This is a genomic window from Lacibacter sp. (assembly GCF_057361365.1).
Genome location: NZ_JBMQSG010000012.1, coordinates 247,762 through 260,632 on the forward strand (window position 1 = coordinate 247,762; position 12,871 = coordinate 260,632).

A 12,871-nucleotide genomic window follows, 5' to 3' on the forward strand; every position below is an offset into this window, starting at 1 on the left:
GATGCAAATGCAAATTTTTAACAATCCCAAAGACCTGGCATCGATCCAAAATGTATCCCCTCCTTTTTCCCTAAATTGCACCCGCAGTTATGGATAAATTCATTGTTTCGGCACGCAAGTACAGGCCACAAACCTTCGATACGGTTGTGGGGCAAAGTCATATCACCACTACATTAAAGAATGCCATCAGCCATAATCAACTGGCGCATGCATTTTTGTTTTGCGGTCCACGTGGTGTGGGTAAAACTACATGTGCCCGTATCCTGGCAAAGACTATCAACTGCGAAAACATTCAGCCCAACGGTGAGGCTTGTGATACATGCGTAAGCTGCCGCACATTTAACGAAGGAACATCGCTCAACATTCATGAGCTCGATGCGGCCAGTAACAACTCGGTGGACGATATCCGTTCGCTTATTGAACAGGTTCGTTTTGCTCCGCAGATGGGACAATATAAAGTGTACATCATAGATGAGGTACACATGCTCAGCTCCAGCGCCTTCAATGCATTTTTGAAAACACTGGAAGAACCTCCTTCCTATGCCATTTTTATTTTGGCTACTACCGAGAAGCATAAAATTCTACCAACCATCTTAAGCCGTTGCCAGATATTCGATTTTAAACGTATTACTATTAATGATACGGTTGATCACCTCGAAGAAATTGTAAAAAAGGAAGAAATACTGGCTGAGAAACCAGCGCTGCAAGTGATCGCACAAAAGAGTGAAGGTTGTATGCGTGATGCACTCAGCATCATGGATAAGATCGTAAGCTTTACCAATGGCGAACTCACTTATCAAAATACATTAGAGCATCTGAATATTCTGGATGCAGATTATTTCTTCAAACTGCTTGGTGCCATGCAGCAGCAGGACCTTGCTACAAGCATGTTGTTGTTTGATGATATCAATCGCAAAGGCTTTGAAGGTGATATGGTACTCAACGCCATGGCTGAATTCTTCCGCAACTTATTAGTTTGTAAAGATGAGAAGGTTGCCAACCTGTTAGAAGTGGTAGAAAGTTTTAAAGACAAATACACATCTACTGCTAAAAAAACATCTGCATCATATATCATCAGCGCATTGAATGTATTGAACGAAGCGGAGATCAATTACAAACAGGCTCGTAATAAACGACTGCATGTTGAGTTGGCTTTGATCAAACTCACTTATCTGCAGCAGGCACTTGATCTTTCTGATAAAAAAAAAGTAGTTGATAAAGCAAAGGCTGTTCAGTTTCGTGCATTAAAGGCAGTTGAGGTTAAAGAGCAAGTGGTTAGTGGTAAACCACAAATAATAGGTGAAGCAAAACTGATGGTTGAAGAACCTCAGCAGAAGTTGCAAACCACTAATAACAAAGTCCAGGAACAAAAACCAGTAATACCGGTTGCTGCAACCGCAACTACTACTTCTAAAACTTCATCAGCAGGAATTAAAGGTGGTTTATCAAAACTGCGGGAAAAAATTGCAGCCGAAAATAACAGTCCCAACAATCAACAAAAAGAAATTGATCAGGAAGGATTAAAGATTGCCTGGCAGGAATATATTCTGAAATTGAAAGCTGCCACCAAACATTCTGTTGTATCAACATTTGAAATGATGGAATGCCGTATGAGGTCGCCACTTGATTTTGAAGTGGTGGTGTACGGAAATATTCAACTTGGATTTTTGAAGCAGGAAAAAACAGCATTGCTGCAACATGTGCAACAGTTTTTCAAAAATCCTAACATCAACATTGTTGTTCAATTGATGGAAGAACCGGAAGATCTTACACCGGTAGAAAAGCCACTTTCAACCAAAGAGCAATTTATGCGGATGACTGAGAAATATCCATTGGTGAAAGATCTGAAAGACAGGCTCGGGTTGGAGTTGGATTATTAAATCAATTACCGCTTCTCCATTTTCATATCATAACGTAAAGCTGTTGTTATGATCATTGTTTTACCGTTGATGGTATAATCAGAAGCTTTGCAGGGATGAACAGATTGCAGGCCGCAGGACAGTAAGACCGTTAGAAATGCTGATCCTAAATTATCTTCCGCAACTTTCGTCATATTAAAGAAACCAAAATTGAGCTGGTTAGCTGCTGGCTTTGTGTAAGTGCCTCCATCAATAATATTTTTCAAAGTATTACCTGTGAAAGAGCCATCTGCTTTTAAAGAGAGCTGAATTTTCTCCATTGAGCCCGCAGGATAGGTTAAGGTGCTGCCAGTACTTTTATCCGTTATCTCTACCAACTGCCATGTTCCGGCTAAATCCGTGCTGGTTGTTTCTTTACCACAGGATGCTGACAAAATAAGCACGATGAATAAAATGGAAAGAAGACGCATAAGAGTTGTTTACTTGGATGACAAATTAAAACCAATTTCCGTTGCAAACAGGCTGTATTTCTACATTCAGGTAACGATCGCTCATACCCTTCAATAAACTAACAGTTATTGACAAGAAAGCACAGGTCGATAATTCCCCAAATTGCCTTAATTTCACGCCCTCATTACGACAAAAAACTGATCTTATGGCTGAAGTGATTCGTATGCCCCTGTTAAGTGATACCATGACCGAAGGAAAAATTGTGAAATGGAACAAACAGGTTGGCGATAAAGTTAAAAGCGACGATGTGCTTGCAGATGTTGAAACCGATAAAGCTACAATGGAAGTAGTTGGTTATGCCGATGGCACCTTACTCTACATTGGTGTTCCTGAAGGAAAAGCAGCACAGATCAATGAAATCATTGCAATTGTTGGTAAAGAAGGTGAAGACTATAAAGGCCTATTAGATGGCGGTTCGGCTGCTCCGGCACCTGCTGCTAAAGAAGAAAAAGCGGCCCCTGCCCCAGCTGCCGCTCCTTCGGCTCCTGCTGCTGCAGGTGTTGATGCGGATGCACTGGCAGGTCAGTTGGGTGTTACGGTTATTCGCATGCCTTTGTTGAGCGATACCATGACTGAAGGTAAAATTGTTGCCTGGAACAAAAAACTGGGCGATAGTGTAAAAGCTGATGAAAGTCTTGCCGATGTTGAAACTGATAAAGCAACCATGGAAGTAGTGCCTTATGTTGATGGTACTATTTTATATACTGGTGTTGAAGCAGGTAATGCCGCTAAAGTAAACGAAGTAATTGCGATAATTGGTAAAGCCGGTACTGATGTTACCGGTTTGGTAAACACCATAAAAAATCCGGGTGCTGCCGCTGCTCCTGCAAGTGCACCTGCTGAAACAAAAGCTGCTGCTTCAAGCGCTCCGGCTGCTGCTGCAACACCTTCTTCAGCAAGTACTGAAAACGGTCGTGTAAAAGCTTCACCTTTAGCTAAAAAAATTGCTGCGGATAAAGGCATTGATCTCCACGCTATACAAGGTAGTGGCGATGGTGGCCGTATCATTAAAGCAGATATTGATAATTACAAACCTGCGGCAGCTGCTGCAAGTGGTGCTCCTGCTGCTAAATCAGCAACCCCTTCTGCTCCGGTTATTGCTTTTACGCCGGGTGCAGGTGAAGGTTTTGTTGATACGCCCAACAGCAACATGCGTAAAACCATTGCACGTCGTTTGGGTGAAAGCATGTTCACAGCTCCTCACTTCTACTTGAAGATGGAGTTGAACATGGATAATGCAATGGCAGCACGTGCACAAATGAATGCCGTTAGTCCTGTGAAGATCAGTTTCCAGGATATGATGATCAAAGCTTGTGCAATGGCATTGCGTCAACATCCTGCAGTTAACTCTTCATGGATGGGTGAATTTATTCGCACTTACAATCATATTCATATTGGTAGTGCCGTGGCAGTTGACCAGGGATTGATCGTTCCAGTATTCAAATTTGCAGATCAGAAAAGTTTAAGCCAGATCGCTTCTGAAGCAAATGGATTGTACGATAAAGCAAGAACCGGTAAACTTCAACCGCAGGAATTTAGTGGTAATACTTTTACCATTTCTAACCTGGGTATGATGGATATTGAAGATTTCACTGCCATCATTAATCCTCCAGATAGCTGTATTCTTGCTGTTGGTCGCATTAAAGAAATTGTGATCAAGAAAAAAGATGGCAGCTTTGGTACAACTAATGTGATGAAAGTAACCTTGAGTTGCGATCACCGCAGTGTGGATGGTGCAGTTGGTTCATCGTTCCTGCAAACGCTTAAAAAGTATATCGAGAATCCTGTTACCATGTTGGTATAAGTGTATCTCTGATAATTTTATACGATCCCGTTGCAACACTGCAACGGGATTTTTTTATTGCTGATTGATTCTATCTTTATCAACTAAACAAATTCTTTATGTCCATCACCAATAATGCAGAACTGGAAGGCATGCAAAAGATCAGTAACGCTGTTGCTGTTACGCTGAAAGCCATGCGTGAATATGCAAAGCCCGGCATCAGCACAAAAGAACTGGATGATTATGGCGGAAGATTATTGGAAGAGATGGGCGCTAAGTCAGCACCATATCTCACTTATAAATTTCCTGGCTTCACATGCATTAGTGTAAACAAATCATTTGCTCATGGCATTCCTTCTACAAACATTATTCTGCAGGAAGGTGATTTGGTGAACATTGATGTATCGGCTGAGTTAGATGGCTATTGGTCGGATAATGGTGGTTCTTTTGTTGTGGGTGAAGATCTGCATCAACATCAGCCATTGGTCGATCTATCGAAACGAATTTTATATAATGCCCTTGATAGTATAAAAGGCGGGGTGCGTATTGCAGACATTGGAAAGCTAATTGAAACACAAGCAAAGAAAGCCAATTGCAAGGTGATACAAAATTTAACGGGTCATGGCGTTGGCAGAAGTTTGCACGAAGATCCGCTGGAGATACCGAACTATTACGATCGCTTCAATACAAAACGATTTCGTAAAAATTCAGTTGTAGCCATTGAAACATTTATTGCTACACATTCAACACAAGCTATTGAACTTGCAGATGGCTGGACCTTTGTTGGCAACAAAGGTGGTTATGTTGTGCAGCATGAACATACCATCATCGTAACTGATGGCAAGCCGGTTATTCTTACGGCAGCCAATGGCGTCTGATTAATAATATAAGTCGTGCCGTCTGTATATATTGCAATGAATGGGTAAAACATTTACAAACATTTTATTGGCGATAACTCTCCTTATCTCCTGCCTGTTTTATTCCATGCATGGGAGAAAGAGTCTTGTATTTTACGGAGATGCGTTAGGTTATTATTTGTACCTGCCCACTACTTTTATTTACAATAATGTCGGCAACCCGGAAACTTTACCAAAAGACAAAGGCATAGATCCGGTTGTGACAAATTATGTTGCTGCAATGTCTGCTCAATTGGGCAAAAGCAAAAAAGGATATGTAGTTAATCAATACAGCTATGGTACTGCATTTTTTGAATTGCCATTTTTTGCAACGGCGCATTGTATTAAAAAAATATCAAACAAAGAAGCAGATGGTTTTACTAACACCTATGCAAACGCCATTCGCATTTCAACGATTGCTTATCTTTTGCTGGGTTTGTTTTTCGTATTTAAATCGTTATTGGAATTTGTTGATCGCAACACGGCAATTGCAACAACCTGTCTCATGCTGATAGGCACCAATCTTTTCTGGTTCTCTTTCTACCAGGCTGGCATGGCACACAGCCCGTTGTTTTTCCTGTATGCTTTGCTGTTGTTTCTTACCATCAAAGTGCATAAGAAACCTTCGATACTGTTATTTGTGCTGATCGGTTTCGTTACAGGGTTTATAACCATCATTCGCCCTTCAGATATTTTATGTTTGCTTATTCCTGTTTTGTTTGGCATTTACAATCGGTCATCGTTTGTTGAAAAAAAGCAATTCATCCGGAAGAATGCTCTCTTTATCGGCATTGCAGCTGTTTGTTTTTTGTTGCCACTAGTTCCTCAACTACTCTACTGGAAAAAATTTGGAGGATCATTTTTCTACGACAGTTATGCAAACCAAAGCTTTGATTTTTTACATCCAAAGATCGTTGACGGTCTGTTTGGTTTTAAGAATGGCTGGCTGGCTTATACACCTATCATGCTGTTTGCGTTGGCTGGACTTGTGTTTGCCAAACGTTTCAGGAATGTGCAATTATTATTCTTCACCCTATTGCCGATATACATTTACGTCATTTACTCGTGGTGGTGTTACAATTATATCAACGGCTTTGGCTCCCGCCCAATGATCCATCTTTACCCTTTGCTGGCAATCCCTTTGGCATCATTAATAAGCATCCCAGCAAAGAAGAGAATCATACAGATTGCATTGTGGATACTATTATTGTTTTGCTGCTTCGTAAATATTAAACAGAGCATTCAACAGGCAAAAGGAGAAATGTGGAGCGAAGAGTCGAATGCAAAATTTAATCTTCAAACACTTTTTAAATCAAAACTCAACTACAATGATCTTGTGGTAATGGATTGTGGAGAAAAACAACCCTCATCATCATCGCTTCCTTTACTTAAAGCTTATGCCGAACTCAACTTATACAACAGTGTGCAACAAAAAGATTTCATCCGCATGAGTGAGCAGGAAGAGTTTTCTCCTGCTTCATTACAATATTTTATTACGGAAAAAGATATCGCTGCGAAATACATAAAAACAAGCGGCGTGTTCAACGCACCTGAACAAGTATATGATTGGTACCGATACCAGTTGATGGTGTTAACAGTTACACGTAATGGCGAGTCATTATTGTGGAAAGCAATTAAGATTAACAATAAAATCGGACTAGCTGATAGCTCCTGCTTGAAACATGCACGTATTGATCTTCGTCATTCGGATATTGATCAATGGGAACCGGTTCACTTCTATGTACCGCTTTCGTTTAAACTGCAAAAAGGCGACGAGGTAAAAGCGATTGTGTGGAATTTAGCCCGCAAACCATTGCTCATCAAAAATCTCAAGCTGGAATTCTATTAATAGATCACATCACTTCCTTAAACTGCAAGCCAGCCGAAATAAACAAAGCTTACATTTACAATAAGCATTATCAACCATGTTAAGGAAAAGTACAATACAGCTTTTGCGATTTCATTTCTCCATTTTTTTAATGCCGGTGTTTTGGTTTGCGTTAACGCAACTCGTAAACATCAATTGGATAAATGCTGCACTGATCTTTTTTATTCTGCATGTCCTCGTATATCCATCAAGCAATGGTTATAACAGTTATATGGACAGGGACGACTCCCCTATTGGCGGCCTGGCCAACCCTCTGCAACCCACAAAGCAATTATTTTATGTAACGGTTGCCATGGATGTTTTGGCAATTGCGCTTTCATTCATTATAAGCCCCCCGTTTGCCCTAGGTATTCTTATTTATATTATTGGTTCAAGATTGTACAGCTATCGTGGCATCAGGCTCAAACAATACCCCATCATTGGCTACCTTACTGTCATTACACTCCAGGGAGGCCTGGTTTTCTGGATGGTGTTTCATGGATCATCCATGTTGCTTAAAACAGGCATGCCGATTGCAGGTATGATAGCAGCAAGCTTATTGATCGGTGGGTTTTATCCACTCACACAAATCTATCAGCACAAGCAGGACAAGGAAGATGGTGTTACAACTATCAGTTACATGCTGGGCTATCGTAGAACGTTCATATTCTGTGCTATTGTTTACTCTGTTGCAATGTTATTTGTTGGATACACATTCTTTTCGTCATTAATGATCAAAGAATTTTTTATCCTGGCCATCTTTTTTCTGCCCATTCTCGTTTATTTCTTATGGTGGGCAGCTAAAGTGTGGAGAGAAGATAGTTTTGCCGATTTTAAACATACCATGCAAATGAATGTTTTGGCAAGTATATGCACCAATGCGGCATTCATTACGATCTTAATCATGAATCAATTTGAGTAAACTTGTTTCAATTGGCACAGCCGTTCCGGCATTTAAACATGCACAGAAAGATATCCTTCAGTTCATGCAGGAAGTGTATGCGTTGGACTCGACCGAAAACAGGAAATTAAAATTTCTTTACAATCATAGTGGCATTGAAACACGGTATTCCGTTGTTCCGGATTATAGCCACCAGTTACCTGAATGGAAATTTTATCCGCATACCGAAAATCTTGAACCGTTTCCTGATCTTGAAAAACGCATGCGCTGGTTTAATCGCTATGCGGCACCGTTATCTGTTGATGCAATCCGGCAATGTATTTCAGGAAAGATCAACAGCCAGGATATTACCCACCTTATTACGGTGAGTTGCACCGGCATGAGTGCACCAGGTCTGGATTTGATGGTGATGGAGTTGATGGATCTTCCAAAAAACATTTTTCGCACTTCTGTCAACTTCATGGGATGTTACGCAGCTATACATGGATTAAAAATGGCAGACATGATCTGCAAAACAGTTCGCAACGCTAAAGTAATGGTTGTTTGTACGGAACTATGCACTTTGCACTTTCAGAAAGAAACAAGCCCTGACAGCATTGCTTCCACTCTTTTGTTTGGTGATGGAAGTGCAGCTGCATTAGTAATGCATGATGATGCAACAACAGACGGTTTATATCTAAAAAGTTTTTATAGCGAAATCGTTCCAAAAGGCAAACGGGATATGGCATGGGAACTTTCATCAACAGGTTTTTTAATGACCTTGAGTGGATATATTCCTGATCTTATTAAAGAAGATTTTGCTCCTTTGGTTGAACGTGCACTGCAACACGCTGGCATGCAACAAAAAGATATCAGCAATTGGTGTATTCACCCGGGTGGCAAACGTATTGTGGAAACCATTCATCAATCGTTAGAATTGGAAGAAGGAAAACTACAAGCTTGTTATGATGTGTTGCGTAACTACGGTAATATGTCATCTCCAACTATATTGTTTGTGCTGAAAGAATTGATGCAAAACAGCAGCGATAATGAATCCATTTTTGGCGCAGCCTTTGGCCCTGGTTTAACAATGGAAACCTTTGTAGCTTCAACACATGCCTGATCTTTCTAAACGATCATATCAAAAAGAAATACTTGACGGTGATGATAGTCCGTTTGAAGACATCAGGCAGAATATGAAAGAGCTTGATGTTATTAATACATGGTTGGGTGGTCACAAAATTACGATCAAAGGTCTTGAGCAATTATTGAATAGGGTAAGTCACACGCAACTGCTTGTTTGTGAAATTGGCTGCGGTGGCGGCGACAACCTAAGAGTAGTACAACAACACTGCAAAAGAAAAAGCATCAACATTCAATTAATTGGCATTGATATCAACCCACATTGTGTTGCTTATGCTCAATCAAGAGAAGAAAATAAAGGGATCGAATTTATTTGTTCCGACTATTCATCAACTGTATTTCCTCAAAAGCCAGACATAATCTTTTCTTCGCTGTTCTGTCACCACTTTACAGAAGATGAATTACGATTTCAATTTACCTGGATGAAAAACAATTCTACGCTGGGTTTTTTTGTGAACGATTTGCACCGCCATACATTGGCGTATTATTCAATCAAATTGCTCACCCGTCTTTTCTCTAAATCTTATCTTGTAAAAAATGATGCCCCATTGAGTGTAAAGAGAGGATTTAAACGGGAAGAGATCATGCAGATCTGTGAACGATCATCTATTAGCACCTATGAACTGAAATGGATGTGGGCATTTCGCTGGCTGCTTATTTTTAAACATGTTTGAAAAGCATTATGATATTGCAATTATCGGCGGCGGTCTTGCCGGGTTAGCTTTGGCTATTCAGTCAGCAAAGCAAGGTTATGAGGTAGTGCTGTTTGAAAAAGAAAAGTATCCCTACCATAAAGTGTGTGGCGAATACATCAGCATGGAAAGCTGGAATTTTCTTGAATCATTAGGTGTGCCTTTATCCGAATTGAATTTGCCAATCATTAAACAGCTCGAAGTATCCTCACCCAACGGCAACATCTTCAAGCATGAACTGCCGCTTGGTGGATTTGGTATCAGCCGATACAAACTTGATGAAATGCTGGCGAACATTGCACGACAACACAATGTTACTTTGCTTGAAGAAACAAAGGTTAACGATATAAATTTTGCAAATGATGAATTCAGTATTCAATCAACCGCTGGTGAGTTTAATGCTAAAGTAGCTGCCGGCTGTTTTGGTAAACGAAGTAATTTCGATGTAAAATGGAACAGATCTTTTGTTCAACAAAAACCCAACAAACTAAACAACTATATTGCAGTTAAATATCATGTGCGCATCAACCGACCTGCACATGTTATTGCATTGCATAATTTCGAAAATGGGTACTGCGGTATTTCACAGATTGAAGAAGACAAATATTGCCTCTGCTATTTAACCACCGCTAATAACCTGAAAAAAAATAACAACAGTGTTCAGCAAATGGAGCAAAGCATCCTCTGCAAAAATCCTCATCTTAAACAACTATTTGCCGAGGCTGAAATTCTTTACGACACGCCAGTCACCATTTCGCAGATTAGCTTCGAACAAAAAAAACAAGTGGAGCATCATGTTTTGATGATCGGCGATGCCTCCGGCATGATCACACCACTTTGTGGAAACGGAATGAGTATGGCATTACATGGAAGCAAACTTGCATTCAACCAGATACATACTTTTTTGCAGCAACATATAACGAGGCAACAGATGGAAGAAATTTACAGCAGCAACTGGCAACAACAGTTTACAAAACGCTTGCAAACAGGCAGGCTTATCCAAAGCTTATTCGGTAAACCTGCTGTCACAAACATGTTCATCAATTCGGTCAAGGCACTACCCTTCCTGGCCAAACCACTTATACGAGTCACCCACGGCCAATCTTATTAAAAATTAATTTTCAGTAATTACTGAAAATTCGGAATTGTTTGCTAACTTAGGCCCATGAAATTATCGGAAGCCAAACAACAGTTCATCAGCACCTGGGGCGCAATGGGTACGCATTGGGGTATTAACCGCACCATGGCCCAGGTACATGCCTTACTGATGATCAGTCCTGACCCACTTACACAGGACGATGTAATGGCTCAATTAAATATCAGCCGTGGTAATGTGAATATGAACATTCGTGACCTGATCGATTGGGGCTTGGTTGATCGTGTGTTGATACAAGGTGAACGTAAAGAATATTTTACAGCCGAAAAAGATATCTGGAAAGTAGCACGCCAGATCATTAAAGAACGTAAGAAGCGTGAACTTGACCCCATGATGAAACTGATGGATCAGTTGAGTAAAGTGGATGGCGATAAAAAAGATAAAGAAGTAAAAACGTTTCTTGATACCATCAGTGGTATTAAGAAATTTGGTGCACATGCCGACAGTATGCTTGATGTTGTTGTGAAAAGTGATGAGAACTGGTTCATCAGCACGGCCATAAAGCTCTTTAAATAATTGATCACTGATCAATACAGCCGATTCGTTCGGCTTTTTTAAAACATATATCTTTCATTTTTTTCTGAAATTTTAAAATACATAAAACATGAAACTGTTCAAGCAAATAGAATTTTACAGTAGTGTATTGTTAATCGCCGCCTTTGCTATAAGCTGGCTCATTACCAGAGACGATGAATTGATATTGACAGGGTATTTTGTTGTGGGCGGGTTGCATGTTATTGGTATGATCACTCATGCAATGATGCATTGGTTTACGAATAGCAGAAGTCTTCGTTTATATTATCACTGGCTGGTTGTTATTCTTCTTTTGCTTATCCCTGTCGGCATAGGCTTATTTATTCTTTTGTTTGCTGCTCCTTTTATGGCTGTGCTATATACATGGATCTGCTGGCGTGAGCTACGTGCCTTAGAATTGAAAGAGTTAGTGCATTTGAAATGAGACAAAAATAATTTATCATCAAAACAATGTTATGAACTACACAATCCCCAATTGGCTTATTTACACCGGTGCTGCCGGTCAAGTCTTCACAGCATTGGTTTATCCTTATGTTCGTCATAAAGTTTTTGATTGGTATAACGATATCAAAAAACTAAAACCACTTAACCAGGAAATTGCAAAAACTTATGGACGCTATATACAAGGTTTGAATTTTTCTTTTGGTTTGATTTCTTTTTTGTTGGCAGATGAATTAAAGAATGGTAGTCCACTTGCAATTGCCATAACCGGGTTAATTGCAGCATACTGGACCGGAAAAGTAATCACTCAGTTCGCATACTACCCCATGTATGAAATTCCCAATAAACTCATATTCAAAATTGGTGAAGTATTGATGAATACATTGTTCTTCACATTTGCTGTGGTGTTTATTTGGTTGTTTGTAACCAATCTTATCCAATATTTTAATTAATTACTGCCGAAACCCCTTCCGAAAAATTGTCGTTAACTTTAGAGTATGAAAAAGAAAACACTTGTACTCGGCGCATCTGATCAGCCGCATCGCTACAGCTACCTTGCGATTCAACGTTTGCGTAATAAGGACCATGAAGTGGTTGGTATTGGTAAACATACTGGTCAGGTGGGTGATGTAACAATCGAAACAGAAAAACGTGCGATTGAAAATATTGATACTGTTACACTTTACCTGAACCCAACACATCAAAAACAGTATTACGATTATATCCTTTCTTTAAAACCTAAACGCATCATCTTCAACCCGGGTGCCGAGAATGAAGAACTGAAGCAACTTGCTCTTGAGAATGATATTCAGCCCATGGAAGCATGTACCTTGGTGATGCTGGGCACGGGACAATACTAACAGTACGCATTAACCGTATGCCGTCGTTGTAAATGTTCATCGTCTGTGGTCTGTCATCCATCGTCATATCCCCGTTATCCCCAGCTGTTAACAAACACATAATTGCAGCGCCTTGCTTTCGCTGAAAATAGTTTCGTAAATTAGGGAAACCACTTTTTTATGACACCACACTATTGGTGCCATGTGGCCAAAATCAAATAAAAATTTAGCACATGAAATGGAGAAAATTCAATGGCGAGCACATACGCAT

At 40.1% G+C, this 12,871-nt stretch carries 13 protein-coding genes; 12 read left to right on the forward strand and 1 reads right to left on the reverse strand.

Annotation, left to right across the window (positions count from 1 at the left end; translation table 11 throughout):
* Positions 1–89 precede the first annotated feature (89 nt).
* Positions 90–1,880, forward strand: coding sequence for a DNA polymerase III subunit gamma/tau (locus ACO1QW_RS13430; protein ID WP_486259318.1), 1,791 nt, complete (start codon positions 90–92; stop codon positions 1,878–1,880).
* Between the two features lie 5 nt (positions 1,881–1,885).
* Here ACO1QW_RS13430 and ACO1QW_RS13435 read toward each other — a convergent pair whose 3' ends face one another.
* Entirely contained in the window at positions 1,886–2,329 is a 444-nt protein-coding gene (locus tag ACO1QW_RS13435; protein ID WP_486259320.1) for an META domain-containing protein, read from the reverse strand.
* Positions 2,330–2,514: 185 nt separating this feature from the next.
* Between ACO1QW_RS13435 and ACO1QW_RS13440 the strand changes: the two genes are divergently transcribed.
* The 11 genes from ACO1QW_RS13440 to ACO1QW_RS13490 all read left to right on the forward strand — a co-directional run bounded on the left by ACO1QW_RS13440 (position 2,515) and on the right by ACO1QW_RS13490 (position 12,621).
* Entirely contained in the window at positions 2,515–4,173 is a 1,659-nt protein-coding gene (locus tag ACO1QW_RS13440; RefSeq protein ID WP_486259322.1) for a 2-oxo acid dehydrogenase subunit E2, read from the forward strand.
* Between the two features lie 98 nt (positions 4,174–4,271).
* A complete protein-coding gene (gene map, locus ACO1QW_RS13445; protein WP_486259323.1) occupies positions 4,272–5,030 on the forward strand; it encodes a type I methionyl aminopeptidase in 759 nt (252 codons plus the stop codon).
* 40 nt (positions 5,031–5,070) lie between these two features.
* Entirely contained in the window at positions 5,071–6,897 is a 1,827-nt protein-coding gene (locus ACO1QW_RS13450; protein ID WP_486259325.1) for a hypothetical protein, read from the forward strand.
* Between the two features lie 76 nt (positions 6,898–6,973).
* Positions 6,974–7,837, forward strand: a complete 864-nt coding sequence (locus tag ACO1QW_RS13455) for a UbiA family prenyltransferase (protein WP_486259326.1) — start codon at positions 6,974–6,976, stop codon at positions 7,835–7,837.
* Positions 7,830–8,918, forward strand: a complete 1,089-nt coding sequence (locus ACO1QW_RS13460; protein WP_486259327.1) for a type III polyketide synthase — start codon at positions 7,830–7,832, stop codon at positions 8,916–8,918. Before ACO1QW_RS13455 ends, ACO1QW_RS13460 begins: the two co-directional genes overlap by 8 nt.
* A complete protein-coding gene (locus ACO1QW_RS13465) occupies positions 8,911–9,612 on the forward strand; it encodes a methyltransferase domain-containing protein (RefSeq protein WP_486259329.1) in 702 nt (233 codons plus the stop codon). The genes ACO1QW_RS13460 and ACO1QW_RS13465 overlap by 8 nt, the downstream gene beginning before the upstream one ends.
* Positions 9,605–10,741: an NAD(P)/FAD-dependent oxidoreductase gene (locus ACO1QW_RS13470; protein ID WP_486259331.1), complete on the forward strand. Its 1,137-nt coding sequence runs from the start codon at positions 9,605–9,607 to the stop codon at positions 10,739–10,741. Before ACO1QW_RS13465 ends, ACO1QW_RS13470 begins: the two co-directional genes overlap by 8 nt.
* Before the next feature lie 54 nt (positions 10,742–10,795).
* Entirely contained in the window at positions 10,796–11,302 is a 507-nt protein-coding gene (locus ACO1QW_RS13475; RefSeq protein WP_486259332.1) for a GbsR/MarR family transcriptional regulator, read from the forward strand.
* 88 nt (positions 11,303–11,390) lie between these two features.
* A complete protein-coding gene (locus tag ACO1QW_RS13480; RefSeq protein WP_486259334.1) occupies positions 11,391–11,744 on the forward strand; it encodes a hypothetical protein in 354 nt (117 codons plus the stop codon).
* A 31-nt stretch (positions 11,745–11,775) separates the two neighbouring features.
* Positions 11,776–12,213 carry a hypothetical protein gene (locus ACO1QW_RS13485; protein WP_486259335.1) on the forward strand — a complete coding sequence of 146 codons (438 nt, stop codon included), beginning with the start codon at positions 11,776–11,778 and terminating at the stop codon, positions 12,211–12,213.
* 45 nt (positions 12,214–12,258) lie between these two features.
* Positions 12,259–12,621: a CoA-binding protein gene (locus ACO1QW_RS13490; RefSeq protein WP_486259337.1), complete on the forward strand. Its 363-nt coding sequence runs from the start codon at positions 12,259–12,261 to the stop codon at positions 12,619–12,621.
* The last annotated feature ends 250 nt before the right edge of the window (positions 12,622–12,871 follow it).